This is a genomic window from Rheinheimera maricola (assembly GCF_016918075.2).
Lineage (GTDB): Bacteria > Pseudomonadota > Gammaproteobacteria > Enterobacterales > Alteromonadaceae > Alishewanella > Alishewanella maricola_A.
This window is the reverse complement of sequence record NZ_JAERPS020000002.1, coordinates 269,787-285,181: the sequence shown is the minus strand read 5'-3', so window position 1 is coordinate 285,181 and position 15,395 is coordinate 269,787. Positions and strand designations below refer to the sequence as shown.

At 46.4% G+C, this 15,395-nt stretch carries 17 protein-coding genes; 2 read left to right on the top strand and 15 right to left on the bottom strand.

Annotated elements, in window-relative coordinates:
• Positions 1-25: 25 nt before the first annotated feature.
• Entirely contained in the window at positions 26-499 is a 474-nt protein-coding gene (locus I4W93_RS07075; protein WP_205309531.1) for a DciA family protein, read from the bottom strand.
• A gap of 199 nt (positions 500-698) precedes the next feature.
• On the opposite strand from I4W93_RS07075, the gene secA reads away from it, so the two are divergent.
• Positions 699-3,425 (top strand): preprotein translocase subunit SecA, encoded by a 2,727-nt coding sequence (secA, locus tag I4W93_RS07070; protein WP_205309530.1) that lies wholly within the window; start codon positions 699-701, stop codon positions 3,423-3,425.
• A 64-nt stretch (positions 3,426-3,489) separates the two neighbouring features.
• The gene (gene mutT / locus I4W93_RS07065) at positions 3,490-3,897 is read left to right on the top strand and encodes an 8-oxo-dGTP diphosphatase MutT (RefSeq protein WP_224673310.1); all 408 of its coding nucleotides are present in this window, start codon (positions 3,490-3,492) and stop codon (positions 3,895-3,897) included.
• Positions 3,898-3,928: 31 nt separating this feature from the next.
• Here the strand turns inward: mutT and yacG are convergent, their stop codons facing one another.
• The 14 genes from yacG to nadC all read right to left on the bottom strand — a co-directional run bounded on the left by yacG (position 3,929) and on the right by nadC (position 15,395).
• Positions 3,929-4,156 carry a DNA gyrase inhibitor YacG gene (yacG, locus tag I4W93_RS07060; protein WP_205309529.1) on the bottom strand — a complete coding sequence of 76 codons (228 nt, stop codon included), beginning with the start codon at positions 4,154-4,156 and terminating at the stop codon, positions 3,929-3,931.
• 76 nt (positions 4,157-4,232) lie between these two features.
• Positions 4,233-4,979, bottom strand: coding sequence for a cell division protein ZapD (gene zapD / locus I4W93_RS07055; RefSeq protein ID WP_205309528.1), 747 nt, complete (start codon positions 4,977-4,979; stop codon positions 4,233-4,235).
• Between the two features lie 51 nt (positions 4,980-5,030).
• Positions 5,031-5,633, bottom strand: coding sequence for a dephospho-CoA kinase (gene coaE, locus I4W93_RS07050; RefSeq protein ID WP_205309527.1), 603 nt, complete (start codon positions 5,631-5,633; stop codon positions 5,031-5,033).
• Between the two features lie 6 nt (positions 5,634-5,639).
• Complete coding sequence (locus tag I4W93_RS07045) at positions 5,640-6,518, bottom strand: prepilin peptidase (protein WP_205309526.1); 879 nt, start codon at positions 6,516-6,518, stop codon at positions 5,640-5,642.
• A 4-nt stretch (positions 6,519-6,522) separates the two neighbouring features.
• A complete protein-coding gene (locus tag I4W93_RS07040) occupies positions 6,523-7,755 on the bottom strand; it encodes a type II secretion system F family protein (protein WP_205309525.1) in 1,233 nt (410 codons plus the stop codon).
• 66 nt (positions 7,756-7,821) lie between these two features.
• Positions 7,822-9,519, bottom strand: coding sequence for a type IV-A pilus assembly ATPase PilB (gene pilB, locus I4W93_RS07035; RefSeq protein ID WP_205309524.1), 1,698 nt, complete (start codon positions 9,517-9,519; stop codon positions 7,822-7,824).
• Positions 9,520-9,598: 79 nt separating this feature from the next.
• The gene (locus I4W93_RS07030; RefSeq protein ID WP_205309523.1) at positions 9,599-10,168 is read right to left on the bottom strand and encodes a hypothetical protein; all 570 of its coding nucleotides are present in this window, start codon (positions 10,166-10,168) and stop codon (positions 9,599-9,601) included.
• A gap of 29 nt (positions 10,169-10,197) precedes the next feature.
• Positions 10,198-10,656 (bottom strand): acyltransferase family protein, encoded by a 459-nt coding sequence (locus I4W93_RS07025; RefSeq protein ID WP_255604613.1) that lies wholly within the window; start codon positions 10,654-10,656, stop codon positions 10,198-10,200.
• 44 nt (positions 10,657-10,700) lie between these two features.
• Entirely contained in the window at positions 10,701-12,176 is a 1,476-nt protein-coding gene (locus I4W93_RS07020; RefSeq protein WP_205309521.1) for a sulfatase-like hydrolase/transferase, read from the bottom strand.
• A gap of 80 nt (positions 12,177-12,256) precedes the next feature.
• Positions 12,257-12,625, bottom strand: coding sequence for a pilin (locus tag I4W93_RS20445; protein ID WP_280847008.1), 369 nt, complete (start codon positions 12,623-12,625; stop codon positions 12,257-12,259).
• 275 nt (positions 12,626-12,900) lie between these two features.
• Positions 12,901-13,374 carry a hypothetical protein gene (locus tag I4W93_RS07010; protein WP_205309520.1) on the bottom strand — a complete coding sequence of 158 codons (474 nt, stop codon included), beginning with the start codon at positions 13,372-13,374 and terminating at the stop codon, positions 12,901-12,903.
• Positions 13,371-13,667 carry a nucleotidyltransferase domain-containing protein gene (locus tag I4W93_RS07005; protein ID WP_205309519.1) on the bottom strand — a complete coding sequence of 99 codons (297 nt, stop codon included), beginning with the start codon at positions 13,665-13,667 and terminating at the stop codon, positions 13,371-13,373. The genes I4W93_RS07010 and I4W93_RS07005 overlap by 4 nt, the downstream gene beginning before the upstream one ends.
• 97 nt (positions 13,668-13,764) lie before the next feature.
• Positions 13,765-14,415, bottom strand: coding sequence for a DUF1294 domain-containing protein (locus tag I4W93_RS07000; protein WP_205309518.1), 651 nt, complete (start codon positions 14,413-14,415; stop codon positions 13,765-13,767).
• A 110-nt stretch (positions 14,416-14,525) separates the two neighbouring features.
• Positions 14,526-15,395 (bottom strand): carboxylating nicotinate-nucleotide diphosphorylase, encoded by an 870-nt coding sequence (gene nadC / locus I4W93_RS06995; RefSeq protein WP_205309846.1) that lies wholly within the window; start codon positions 15,393-15,395, stop codon positions 14,526-14,528.

Below are 15,395 nucleotides of genomic sequence, written 5' to 3'. Positions count from 1 at the left end.
AAACTGACATTAAAAAGCCCGGTTGTTACCGGGTTTTGTTTTTTGCTATATCAGCGTTTTCAGCCAGCTTAAGTAAGGCCTGTTTTAAGGCGCCATCGCTGTTGTCTGCCACCGCACGTAGCGCGGCTGCAGCATTATCGGATAAATGATGACTGTTTTTTTGCGCCACGATCACCGTCGGCCGGTTAATCTGGCCATTAGGCGAGGCTTCAATCTCAATTCCAGCTAAATCAGGCAAGATTTTTTGGCGAAAATTGTCTAGAATGGCGTCGCGCTGCATTTTCAAACGGGTTAGCCAGGGCGCAGAGGCCGATAAAATAACTGCCCTGCCGTCACGAATACAGCTGACCTGACAAAAACTGAGTTGCTCCAGTTTTAACACTTCGGCCAACACCTTATTAAGTTGTTGTACCAGTGCAACCTGTTGCTGCTGTGATGCCAGAGTGCTGTGCGATAGCACTTTACTGATATCCAGCGGTTTTTGCGTATAGCGGGCCATTGCCTTAATGTACCTACAGCGTTGAGAACATTTGTGCAGTGTAGCAGCTTATGTTGCGGTAAAGAATCTTGCACCTTGAAAGCGTTAGTATAGGGCACCATATCTGGCGTAATATGCTGAGGTTTTAATACTTTTATACTGGCCGGGCCAAGCGCCGCCGGGGCTGCACTGCAGTTTTAACTTAATATGGTATTGGATAATGTTTGGAAAACTTTTTACCAAAATTTTTGGTAGCCGCAACGACCGCTTCTTAAAAAAACTAGAAAAACAAGTGCAGCAGATCAATGCGTTAGAGGCAGAGTTCGTAGCCTTGTCCGACGACCAGCTGAAGCAAAAAACCCAAGAATTCAAGCAGCTACTGTCTGAAGGCAGTACACTGGACGACATTCTGCCGCAGGCCTTTGCAACTGTGCGTGAAGCCAGTAAGCGGGTGTTTGGCATGCGCCACTTCGACGTACAGCTAATGGGCGGTATCGTGCTGCATCAGGGCAAAATCTCAGAAATGCGCACCGGTGAGGGTAAAACCTTAACCGCAACTTTGCCGGCTTACCTGAACGCGTTAAGTGGTGGTGGTGTACATGTTATTACCGTTAACGATTATTTGGCGCGCCGTGATGCACAAACTAACGCGCCGTTATTTACTTTTCTCGGTCTAACGGTTGGTGTCAATGTGCCGGGCATGGCTCATCCAGACAAGCAGCAAGCCTATGCGGCCAACATTACCTACGGTACCAATAACGAATTTGGTTTTGACTACCTGCGCGACAATATGGCTTTTTCACCACAAGACCGTGTACAGCGTGATCAGGCCTTTGCCATTATCGATGAAGTAGACTCGATATTAATTGACGAAGCCCGTACACCGCTTATTATTTCTGGCCCGGCGGAAGACAGCTCAGAGTTGTACAAGCAAATTAACGTGCTGGTGCCTCAACTGGTTAAGCAAGAAAAAGAAGATGAAGAAGGCGCTCATGGCGATGGTCACTTTACCGTAGACGAGAAAGCCCGTCAGGTGTATTTAACCGAACAAGGCCAGATCAAAGTGGAAGACATGCTACGTGAGCATGGTTTAATTCAAGAGCACGACACGCTTTTCTCTGCCGCCAATATTACCTTGCTACACCATGTATACGCAGCACTGCGCGCACATCAGTTGTTTAAGCGTGACGTCGACTACGTAGTAAAAGATGGCGAAATTATCATTGTTGACGAGCACACCGGCCGCACTATGGAAGGCCGCCGCTGGTCAGAAGGCTTACACCAGGCAGTAGAAGCCAAAGAAGGTGTGAAAATTCAGAACGAGAACCAGACACTGGCATCTATTACCTTCCAAAATTACTTCCGTTTGTATAACAAACTGTCTGGTATGACAGGGACTGCAGACACGGAAGCATTTGAATTCCAGCAAATTTATGGCCTGGAAACTATCGTAGTGCCAACCAATAGACCAATGGTGCGTAACGATATGGCCGATTTGGTGTATTTAAACGCCGAAGATAAGTATCAAGCCATAATTGCCGACGTTATTGCCAGCCGCGATGCTGCGCGCCCGGTGTTGGTAGGTACTGCATCGATTGAAAGCTCAGAGTATTTATCGGGTCTGTTGAACAAAGCTAAAATTAAGCATCAGGTGCTTAATGCTAAGTTTCACGCCAACGAAGCACAAATTATTGCTAACGCCGGCCAGCCAGGTACGGTAACTATTGCAACAAACATGGCAGGCCGTGGTACTGACATCGTTCTGGGTGGTAGCTTGCAGGCAGAATTGGCCGCTTTACCAGCCGATGCCACTGCCGAGCAAAAAGACCAGCTAAAAGCCGAGTGGCAGGTGCGCCATGATGCGGTTATCGCTGCTGGTGGTTTACACATTGTCGGTACTGAGCGTCATGAATCACGCCGTATTGACAACCAGTTGCGCGGCCGTTCTGGCCGTCAGGGCGACCCAGGTTCAAGCCGGTTTTACCTGTCGCTGGATGATTCCTTAATGCGTATTTTTGCCTCTGACCGCATGGCGGGCATGATGCGTCGCTTGGGTATGGAAAAAGGCGAAGCTATTGAGCATCCATGGGTAAGCCGGGCAATTGAAAATGCACAGCGCAAAGTTGAAGCGCGTAACTTTGATGTGCGCAAGCAATTGCTGGAATTCGATGACGTGGCAAACGATCAGCGTAAAGTAGTATACGAGCAACGCAACGAGCTGCTCGATGCAACAGACATCAGTGAAACTATCAGCGCTATCCGGTTTGATGTTATAGACGGTGTGATCAGCCAGTATATTCCACCACAATCTTTAGATGAGATGTGGGATGTACCAGGGCTTGAGCAACGGTTAAAAGCCGATTTCAACCTGGAAATGCCAATAGGCCAATGGTTGGCTGACGATAAAAAACTATTTGAAGAAAAGCTGCGTGAGCGCATCCAACAGGAAGTAGAGCAAGCCTACGCTAATAAAGAACAAATGGTTGGGCCGCAGGTACTGCGCCAGTTTGAAAAAGCCATTATGTTGCAAAGCCTCGATACCCATTGGAAAGAGCATCTGGCGGCAATGGACCACCTGCGCCAGGGCATTAACTTGCGCGGCTATGCACAGAAGAATCCGAAGCAGGAATATAAGCGTGAAGCGTTTGAGTTGTTCTCCGGTATGCTGGAAACCCTGAAAGTGGATGTGGTGGGTGTGTTAAGCCGGGTGCAGGTAAGAGCCGCCGAAGATGTTGAGGCAGTAGAACAGCAGCGTCGTAAGGCCGATGCGGTACCGCACGATTATCAACACGCTGAAGCAGAGCATGTCGGTGGCGACGTACCGGCAATGGCCAATGCAAGCGCGGGTGCGCCGGTGTTTCGTGAACACGATAAAGTGGGTCGCAATGACGCCTGTCCTTGCGGCTCAGGTAAAAAATATAAGCAGTGCCACGGTAAACTGGTGTAACAACACTGCCAATCTCAAGACAAAGTCAGCCTAGGCTGGCTTTGTTGTTTCAGGAGAAAAATACGTGAATTCAATTAAGGTTATTCATGTCGCTGTCGGTGTAATAGTGCGTCAGCAGCAAATTTTGTTGGCCTTACGCGGCAGCAAACAGCATCAGGGCGGTAAATGGGAGTTTCCCGGCGGAAAGGTTGAGGCTGATGAAACGGCGCAGCAGGCGCTTATACGAGAGTTATACGAGGAAGTGGCAATAACAGTAACGCAAAGCGACAGCTTAATGCAGCTGGAATATGCTTATCCAGAGAAAACCGTGTTGCTGGATATCTATCTGGTAACGGCGTTTGACGGTGAACCGCATGGCCGTGAAGGCCAGCCGCTGCGCTGGGTGGATATAGCAGAGTTAGACAGCATCGAATTGCCAGATGCTAACCAGCCCATAGTGCAGCGACTGCAGCAGTATTACTTAGCGCAGTAAGGCTGCTAAAATGTGCGTTGTAATTTGATTATCAATGCTTAAAAAAAGCGTTATCTTGAGCCATAAATTCCTGCTCCAGCTCGGCTAAATACTCTTCAGACAGCGCGGTATCAATAGGGGCTTTGTCCGGTATGCGGTGGTTTTCTGCCGCCCAGTCACCCAGATCAATTAACTTACACCGTTCAGAGCAAAACGGCCGGAAGGGCGCGTCGCTTGACCAAACCACATCTTTATCACAGCTGGGGCATTTTACTTTCACAACTAATCTCCAAATACAGATGCACTAATTCTAGCATTTTCAGCCGTGCAACAAAGCAGAAGTTTATTCAAGTGCGTTAGCAACAAGCCAATTCGAAACTAATATTTTTTTCGCTGTTGCTACGTCCGGTGTCATCGCACAGCTGCATAAAGCGGATGGCATAACGGTATTTGTTGCCACTTACAGTAGGGTAGACACAGGCTTCCAACGGGTAGCGGATGCGCAGTAGTTCAGTTTGTTCGGTATTGCTCTGATAAAAGCCATTGTCAGCTGTCTGGCCGCTAAACTGACCTTTCTCGCGACAAAACCGCAAAACAAAATTGATAGCCTGTTGCAGCAGGCTGAATTCACCACACCAATTCTCAGCCATCTGCTGGCGCTCTGGTTGAGGCAGATTAAACCAATAATGCAGTTGTGGTACGTCAAAATAGCAGGTGCCGCCGGGAATAGAAAAACGCTGGCGCAGTGGGGCTAGAAACTTATCCTCTTTTAAATTGCCAACAAATTTGCCACTACGCAGCAGTTCGCTTTGCAGCCTTACTGCCTGTTGCAGCACCGGCTTAAGTTTGTCATCAGACACCGATGGGTGGTTCGCCCAGGCCACCAACGCGCTTTCGCTGCGCTCACAGTCTTTAATCAGATCCGGGCGGATATCGTTGCGATCCAGCACTTCTATTAACGCAAATAATGTGCTGAAAAAAGCCTGTTGTTGCCATTCGCTGTGCAACGTATTCAAGCTGTGTAATTGGGTTAACAGCTGTTCCAGCCGTAAATAAGTGCGCAGTTTTTCGTTAAGCGGATGTTCGTAGATTAGTTCGGTCATTAGTTTGCTGTATTCCGCCTGTTGCGACAGCCCACTGAAACCCTTGTACAGCTATATGGCTGCCAACTGCAAATACTGTTGGTGCAGGGCTGCTACCTGAGGGGCTAAATCAGCAATATTGCTGTCGTTAGTAATAATATCATCGGCCTGTTTTAGCCGCTCTGTACGCGAAATCTGCGCTGCCATTATGGCTTTTATGTGTTGCTCGCTGCTGTTATCCCGCGCCATAGCGCGTTGTAACTGCAGGCTTTCGGGTAAATCAATGACGAGTACCCGCTGAACATGGTCTTGAAGCCTGTTCTCCAGCAACAGTGGCGCAACCAACAAGGCATATGCCGAGGTTAACGCGGCCAGTTGTGCCAGTAGTTGCTGACGTATAGCTGGGTGTAACAGCTGCTCCAGCCAGGCTTTGTCTGCGGCGTTTGTAAAAACACGTTGTCGCATTACTGCGCGATCCAGCTCGCCGCTTGCAGTGAGTATGCTATTGCCAAAACGCTGGCTTATAGCGTGTAAACAAGCCGTTCCAGGCATAACAACTTCGCGGGCAACAACGTCAGCATCAACATACTGCACCCCCAGCTTAGCGAATAATGCACTAATGGTGCTTTTACCACAGCCAATGCCGCCGGTAACGCCTACAACAAAGCGCGACATTCGGCGTTACAAACCAAGGTAACGCAGATAGGCGTTGGTCATTTGCTCACCCCATAGTATGGCTATCCAACCTGCTGCTGCAATGTAGGGGCCAAACGGAATGGGTGTGGCTTTGTCTTTACCTTGTATGCTAAGCAGCACTATACCTACCACAGCACCTACGCAAGACGATAACAAAATAATTAGTGGCAGTTGTTCAGCCCCTAATAAAGCGCCAAACACGGCCATTAGTTTAAAGTCACCGTAGCCCATACCTTCTTTGCCGGTAAGCAACTTAAATAGCCAGTACACGCTCCATAAACTAAGGTAACCGGCAGCGGCTCCGACAATAGCCTGCGATGGATTAACAAAAGCTGAATCACTAAGGCTAAACACTAGCGCCAGCCATAACAGCGGCAGGGTTAGCTGATCCGGCAGCAGCATTTTATCAATATCGATAAACGTTAGGGCGATAAGGATCCAGGTAATAACAATAGCTACACCAGCAGCCAGACCAAAACCCAGTTGCCAGGCTACCACTGCAGACAGTAGCGCGGTTAAGGCCTCTACCAGTGGGTAACGGGCGCTAATAGCTACGCTGCAGCTGCGGCATTTGCCTTTCAAAAGCAACCAGCTTAATAGCGGTATATTGTCACGCGCCAACACCGGCGCGTTGCAACTGGGGCAACTAGAGCGTGGCGTGGCCAGGTTAAATGTCGCTTGGGTGGCAGTGCTCTGGTCAGGGCTAAAATACTCCTGATACTCTTGCTGCCACTCGTTTTCCATCATTTTGGGCAGGCGGTAAACCACCACATTTAAAAAGCTGCCAATAACCAGGCTGAATAACGCAGTGCACGCGATAAACAGCGTTGGGTATTGGCTAAAAACCAGTATTAAATCTTGCACTGCATTATCCAATTACGTTGCCCAGTTGGAAGATAGGTAAGTACATGGCAATAATTAAACCACCTATTACCACGCCCAGTACTGCCATGATCATCGGCTCTAGCAGGGCGGTTAAGCCATCTACAGCGTCGTCCACTTCTTGCTCATAAATACTGGCTACTTTACCTAGCATGCTGTCCAGTGCACCGGATTCTTCGCCGATGGACACCATTTGCACAACCATTTCAGGGAATTGATCGGTTTGGTTCATTGCCAGGTACATCTGATTACCCGATGACACCTCTTCGCGGATAAATAAGATGGCATTTTTATACACTTCGTTGCCGGCGGCGCCAGCGGCAGACTCCAATGCTTCTATCAGCGGCACACCGGCGGCAAAGGTGGTAGATAGCGTGCGGGCATAACGCGCCACGGCTGCTTTGTTTAATATATCGCCGATAACCGGCAATTTAATAATGCGGCCATCGGCCCAGGTGCGGAATTTCAGGCTACCGGCATAAGCCTTTTTAACCACAAAAGATAAAGCAAATAACGAAAGTAGCACCGCCCACCAATAGGCCTGCATAAAATCAGAAATACCCAAGACAAATAAGGTAAACGCCGGTAATTCAGCACCGAAACCGGAGAAAATTTCGGCAAATTGCGGTACAACAAATATAAGCAATATTGACGATACAATGGCGGCAATAACCAGCACCGCGATAGGGTAAAACATAGCCTTTTTAATTTTCGATTTTAACGCTTCAGCTTTTTCTTTATAAATTGCCAGACGGTCGAATATCGAATCCAATGAGCCGGACGATTCGCCGGACTTGACTAAATCGCAGTATAAATCATCAAAATATTTTGGGTGCTCGCGCAATACTTCCGATAACGGCAAACCAGACTGCACTTTTACCGATATTTTCTGCATAAGCGTACGCATACTTTTATTGTCGGCACCATTGGCAATTAAATCTATCGATTGCACCAGTGGTACGCCAGCGCCCAGCATAGTCGCAATTTGGCGGGTAAAAATAGAGATGTCAGCGGGAGTAATTTTGCGCTCACCACCAAATAATGATTTGGGCTTTTTCTTTACGCCAGAAGGGGTAATGCCTTGTTGGCGTAACAGTGCTTTTACCTCGGAAATCGAGGTGCCTTTTAATTCACCGTCTATTTTTTTACCGCGCCGGTTTACCCCTTTATACAGATAGGTTTCCAGCTCTTTTATTTTAAATTTTTGTGCTTGAGCCATGTTTAATATCCTGTTGCTGCGCCGCAGCGCCGAAAGTCAAATGCGGTTGATAACTGTTAAGTGCTACTAGCCTTTGGTTACCCGGTTTATTTCCGCCAGGCTAGTCATGCCAGCTGCGGCTTTAATCAAGCCCGACTGGCGTAAGTTATTTACACCTTCTTTTTGTGCCTGCATGGCAATATCCAGCGAGTTGCCACCTTCCATTATAATGCTGGCCATTTTGCCGCTTACCGGCATTACTTCGTATATACCCACCCGGCCTTTGTAGCCATTGGTACAATGCTCACAACCGATAGGTTTAAATACTTTTACCGTAGGCAGTTGTGCTTCACTAAAGCCTTGTTTTAATAGTTCCTGCTCGGGCAGTATCTCTTGTTTTTTACAGTGATTACACAACCTACGCGCCAGGCGCTGGGCAATAATTAATGATACTGAACTGGCCACGTTATACGACGGCACACCCATATTCAACAAACGCGTTAGCGTTTCTGGTGCCGAGTTGGTGTGTAAGGTAGACAACACTAAGTGGCCGGTTTGCGCCGCTTTTATGGCTATTTCGGCGGTTTCTAAATCACGTATTTCACCCACCATGACCACATCTGGATCCTGGCGTAAAAACGACTTAAGTGCCGATGCAAAGGTTAAGCCTGCGCGCGGGTTAACTTGTACCTGGTTTATCCCGGCTAAGTTAATCTCTACCGGGTCTTCGGCGGTGGAGATATTGGTTTCGCTGGTATTTAATATAGCTAAACCGGTATAGAGTGAGACGGTTTTACCCGAGCCGGTAGGGCCGGTAACCAAAATCATGCCTTGTGGCTGGGCTAAGGCATCTAAATAGAGCTTTTTCTGCGCTTCTTCATAGCCTAGTACATCGATACCCAACATAGCGCTGTCAGAGTCGAGAATACGCATTACTACTTTTTCGCCCCACAGCGTAGGCAGCGTACTTACCCGGAAATCGATAGACTTTTTCGCCGATAATTTCAGTTTTATCCTGCCATCCTGCGGTATGCGTTTTTCAGCTATATCCAGACGCGACATAACCTTTAAGCGAGCTGACAAACGAGTTGATAATGCAACTGGTGGATTGGCGACCTCATGCAAAATACCGTCGATACGAAAGCGAATGCGGTAGGTTTTTTCATAAGGCTCAAAGTGCAAATCGGATGCACCTTTGCGAATAGCATCCAGTAGCATTTTGTTAATAAAAGTAATAATGGGCTGGTCTTCTTTATCAGGCTGAGCGCCAACGTTTTCTTCTTCGTCAACCTCTACTATGCCAAGTGAGCCTAAATCCCAGTCGCCATCAGCAAAATCGCCACCCAGGCTGTTATCAAACAGTCGGTCTATTAATTTATGTAGCTTGTCATACTCCACTACCACCAACTCAGCATTTAGGCCGGTGTTAAATTCAAAGTCTTCGATAGTTTGAATATTGGTGGGGTCGACCACAGCTAGGTACATGTTGCGGCCACGTTTGCCCAGCGGCAGCATATCAGTCTTACGGATCAGTTTTTCGTTACGAAGTTCTTCCGGCACACTGACAAGGTCAAAGTGTTCCAAATCCAGCCTTATCGCTTGCCCAATACTAGCTGCAGCTTGAGCTAGCACATCAGCGGTAATCAGCTTTTCGTTGATCAGTAATTCAGGCAAGTTTTTAAACTGACCACCTTTGTCAGTAATAATTTTAGTGGTCTGTTCGCCGTTAAGCAGCCCCAGCTGCACTAAGCGTTTAAATAAAGTAGAGGTGGTAGTTACGGCCATTAAGCGAAAACATCCTGATTTTGCTAATAAGACTTTGCATAATCAGTTGATTATGCCACTAAACGCGGGTTATTCAAGTTTAATACCTGTTGTGTACGGGCTTTCTCACTTGACTGTGCAATCGGTTAACAAGTTTCAACCAGTAAGATTTGCGTCCCTCTGTTAAAGGAGCAATTATGACAATATTAGCTAAAGTTAAAATAATAACAGCTGCACTACTGTTGAAAATACTACCGAAGAGCTGCAACAAAGGATAATGGAATAAATAGAGTGTAAATGTCATACCTGCAAAGTAACGAATATAAAAGCTCAGTTTTTCATTAATACTAAAATTGGCCGAGCAAAGCACAACGCCGAAAATGTTCATCGAAACTAATAGCGCAACGATGTAGTCATTTAAAAACCATCGACTAAATTCTAAATTGCTCCTTACGAATATTGCCCCAAAAGCATCTTGGGTAAAGTCATACAGATGATCTGGCAAACCTGATAGTCGATAAAATGTATATAGGCATGTCGAACTTAGTATTAGCAATACGCCTATGCTTAAATGGTGCCTAATCTTTTTGCATATATGAAACAGCACAACACCCAGCAGCCAAGTTGGCAATAACAGCAATATCTTCGGACCAGCAATAATGGCAGTCATGCTGACATAAACTATGCGTTTAACTCCCCTTAGATAAAAGGCAGTGGCAAATATAACATAGTAAAAAATTCGTAAGATAATGACCAGAATGGACCGTTAGAAAAAGCCCGCCATGACGTAAACCATAATTCATTTATAAAAAATAAGTTGTGAACAAAGCGAGCTAGTGGGTAGCTATCTTGATAGTAAGGTGCCAGGTAAATGTCTGGCGTCAAGTATATACCGACATTATCAGCTACAACGGTAAAAAGTAGTGCTGGAATGGCAACAGAATATAATCTGGCTAAACGGCTTTTTATAAAGCTACTGATATCACTAGACCGTTGATTAGTAATGTAAGCTATGACAAAGCCAGACAACACAAAGAAGACGATGACCGCATCATGTCCAAAGCTACCGATGCCACTCAGCCACTGTCCGTTCAATCGTTCAGCGCTGGCGTGATAAAAAAACACCATTAGCGCTGCAAACAGTCGCAATAAATCCAGATATACCGACGTTACCTGGTTCAGAGCATCACCTCGAAGTTTGTTCAGCGAGCTGATTGTTTCGCTGAGATATTACTTGGCACAGCATCTTCAGCTGCGGGTATATTATCAGAACTCTCATTATGGTCGTTTTGTACCAGGGCATTATTGTTACCATGCTCTACGCTGAATTTTATCCATGGTACTTTTTGGTCAACAAAGTAGGCGGCTTTTTCTTCTGGGCTGGTAATAATAGGTGTATGGTCACCGACTATAACTACTTCAACGCCAGCAAAGTTACCAGCTTCGATGGACTTGGCCAAACTGTAAAAAAACTGTGCGTGCAACTTTAGGTTGCGGCAGCTCTGAGTGGTTGGATCAACGTTAAAGTTCTCGCAATCAAAAAGATCAATATGGATATCTCGGGTATCGTAAACCGAGTGGCTGTTTAAGGTTAGCCAATACAAAAAAGTAGGGTCTGAACTTGAAAGAGCTTTGCTTGCAGTTTCAATCATGTCGATATCACAGGCGCCCGGAAACGAAAAACAACGCCTTGGCCAGACTTGAGTTTCAAAAAAAGTGCTGCTCTCAAAACCTGCCCGCGGGTACCAATAGATACGGTCGTACATCACGCCAGTCGCGCCATGCATGGCGTATGTTTTGTATCCGGATTGTTTCAGTTTATTTGGCAAGCAGTTCTCGAAACCGTTAGTAACGTCTTTCAGATTGTAATGAAAAGCATCTAACTGACAAAGCTCCCTTAATTCAGCCGCAAGCGTCGGGCCGCTGAAATTAAATTGACCACTATCAATGTGCTTGATTTTTCTATTCAGGTTGGTTAACGGGGCAAGTAAAGCTTGTTGAATATTGTGATTAAGTGGCACGCCCCAAGACTCACTAGCAATTAGCATTAAGTTTTTTTTGCTATCGGCTTTTTCTGTGTTGAACCAATCAGCGGATGCTCCGCTTACCTTGATGTTTGATAGCGCCGGGCCATCACTGATAAAACTTTGCAAAAAACCATCACTTCTGTTGTCCAATAAAAATAACAGTTGGCTATCGACTAAAGGACTACTTTGAACACGCCAGATCCGCTCTTGCGGGTCGCCGGAACCATAAACATTCATTGCATAGAGAATCAAAGCGATATTAAAAATCACTAAAGTATGGAGTGGTTTTGCAACTTTAGGAATCGATAGCTGAACATAAGTAAGTAAGACTAATAAAATAACTAATCCAATTATCCCAAACTGATAAGCACTTGATGTTTCAGGTAAAAATTTTATTAGATACAGCAGGTTGTCGGGTCGGATGAATAAAAATATCTGCCCAGCTAAAACAAATAAGTCGATAGCAAAAAGTAATATAAAAAAAGCAATGCCTAACCAGCGCAGGCGGGTAAGCGTTAACAAGCTGACAAAAAGGTAATCTAAATTTACATAAGGTCGGTTTAAATCAAACCATATCGCCAAGATAATCAAGGCTATGTTTGGCAAGATGGCAACAAATAGTATTGCTTTAAGAGGATGATAAAACTGCATTTTGACGTTTACCGACTTCTGTAATAAAAACACTCTGCAATTGCAGAGTGTTTTTCAGTGTATAAATATATATTTAGCTATTAGCTAGAGTATCTGCAAGAGCCAACACCAGAAAGACAAATTATGTCTCTTTTAACAGCTGCATTACCGCGTACTTTAGATACGAATGTTTGTGGATCGTTATCGTTGTAGTTGTCACGAGTCAACGTCAGAGTTGCTGGAGATTCACATGCACTGGCGGTATATGCGTCCGGAACTGGCATGCTGTCATCTGCTAAAGCACCAACTGCGGCACTCATGTACGCTTTAGCTTCGTTCAAACAAGCGCCGTTTGCACCGCGCTGGGTGTAGTCACGGTAAGCTGGTAATGCTACTGCGGCTAAGATACCGATGATCGCTACAACGATCATTAATTCAATTAAGGTAAAACCTTGTTGATTGCGTTTCATAATTTACTTCTCCTGAGTTTTGATTAGCCGCTGGGGCTACCTGTTATTTTGGTCATTTTCAGCCGAGGTGCAAGCTAAATGTTACTAAATCTTACAGCTTTAGCTAAAATTTTGATTTAGATAAGGATTTAGATTGTATTTTGTAGCTTTAGGCCATTTTTGTCTAGTAGTAAAGTACTAGTTAAACTGTTCTAATTTTATGCTGCTATACCTAACTACCGCATTTTGTCGCGCTTAGCTGTACAACCACCGACAGTATAACCGGTTTATGTGGCTTAAATTAGCTCCCGTTCGATAAGTGCTTTGCTTAGTAGATCTGCAAATTCTGTTAGTAGCGGGATAAAGCTGTGGGCGCTGTTAACCGCTTCGGCCAAAATGGCAGGGTCTTCAATATATTCGTGTACCATTTTATTCCGCAGCTGACGGGCTAACAGCCAGCTTTCTGCCGATTGTAACCAGCCATATTTTTCAGCTTTATTCAGGTTGTCCAGTACCGGGCCGGTTTTTTCACCCAGCGCGGTCAAAACGGCAGGTAATAATTTATCACCAATGTTGTCTTGCAGGCGGCCAAATCGGCTAGCGAAAGCGTCCAATTGTTCTGATAAGGTAATATTGCTATCAAGATTGGCGAAAAACTGTGCATTAATCGGTTGACTGAATAAGCGCTGGCTGGTTTGTTGCAAATAACGGCTTTCTTTGCCGATAACGCGAACTAAAAATTGTAGCCTTAATGTGATTTCGTTTGTCATAACCTGACACCTTGGCTGGCGATGTCGTGGATCGGCATTTTGGCTATATTGGGCGCACTAACAATGACATCAATTTTTTGTAGCCCTAATGCCTGCATCAGCTTGGCTTCCAACCGGGCGCTTGCCATTACAGGCTGCTCAATCGGCTGTTGCAGCTCAATAAACAAGTCAATATCGCCGCCTCGCTTGCTATCGTCCGCTCTTGAGCCAAACAGCTTAATGCTGGCATCCTGACCGAATACCTCTTTGGCCAGCGCTTTAATAATATTGGCCTGCTGTTGGCTTAAACGCATAAAGGCTTACCTTTTTAGGGTCACTAAACGTATGAAAGTGTAGCAAATAAGCTGGCATAAACACAGGCGAAACACCGGCAGCTAACGTTACAACTGTTTAACCTGCCAGCAAGGCCATTCGAGCTAAAAAAGCCTGGCCCCAGGGAGACAGCAACCAGCTTACCAGCAGGGCGTTACCCAAAATAACAAAGCCAAATTCACGCCTAAACGATAGTTTGCTGCGTTTATGTGCCAGTTGGCGCTGCGCCAGGTAGGCACCGGGCCAACCACCAATTAAGGCAAATAGCTGCAGGCTCTGTTCGGCCAGGCGGTTGCCATGGCCAGCAATGGCGGCGTCTTTATCGGCTTTGTATAACCAGTAGGTAAATATACTTGCTTCAACATACAACAGTGGTAACACCCAGGGTAAACGGCCAAACAATAGCGCTGCTAACACGGTGATAAGGAATGCTATGCGGAAAAACAACGAGATTTGCTGAGCGTACTGGATGTCGATGCTGCTGTTTTGCTGTTTTGCTTTGCTGCTGTTTCTGGCTTTGGCGTTGCTAAAGCGCCAGGGGGCGGCGATGTCACGGCCTTGTTTGTCTTTGGTTATGGCAAATTGCAGCTCGTCACCGTTATCGGGCCGGCCTGTGCTGCCGGCAAAATCACGGATATGAAAAAACAATTTTTGTTGGTTTTGCTGGCAAAACACAAAGCCGAAGCCTTTGTCGTCACGCCAGTGCACCACTTTGCCATTGTACTGCATAAGGGGTGGTTACCTCAGTGCCTGCGTACCGCTCTGACTGCCGCAGAGGGAAAAAGTTTAACCGCACACATTGTTATTGCAGCATGCTGCAGTGTGCATTGCGTACCCGGTTAACGTTGTATGTTTAAACGCATAGATAAATCTATCGCCTGTACATGCTTGGTCAATGCGCCGCTGGAGATATAATCTACCCCGGTAGCTGCCAGCTCAGTTAAGCGTTCGCTGGTAATGTTGCCGGACACTTCGAGTTTGGCTTTACCCTGGTTAATGGCTACTGAACGCTGAATATCAAGCAGCGAGAAGTTATCCAACATTATTATGTCGGCTCCGGCATCGAGCGCCTGCTGCAGCTCTGCCAGGTTTTCGGTTTCGACTTCTACCGGTTTGCCGGGGAAATTTTGCCGTGCGCTGGCTACCGCATTGGCAATAGAGCCAGCGGCGGCGATATGGTTTTCTTTAATTAAGAAAGCATCGAACAAGCCTATACGGTGGTTTTTACCACCGCCAACAGTTACCGCATACTTTTGCGCAAAGCGCAGGCCTGGAATAGTCTTGCGGGTATCTAATAATTTGGTGTTGCTGCCGTGCAAAAACTGCACATAATGTGCGGTTGTGCTCGCCGTGGCGCTTAACAGCTGTAAAAAATTTAGTGCGCTGCGCTCGCCGGTAAGTAAAATGCGCGCCGGACCATTTAGGGTACATAGCACAGTGTTGGCGATAACATTGTCGCCATCTTTTACCTGCCAGCTAACACTTACCTCGCCGCCGAGTTGGCGAAACACTTCATCGGCAAAGGCGGTGCCGCATACTACACAAGCTTCGCGGGTAATAATGGTAGCGCTGGCTTGCTGGGCATGCGGGATCAGCGAGGCGGTAATATCGCCCTCATGCAGCGGTAAAAAGCCTAAATCTTCGGCCAGCGCAGTAGATACGGCACGGCGGATCTCTTGTTCTAGTAAGCGGATATGGTTAGTTTGCAT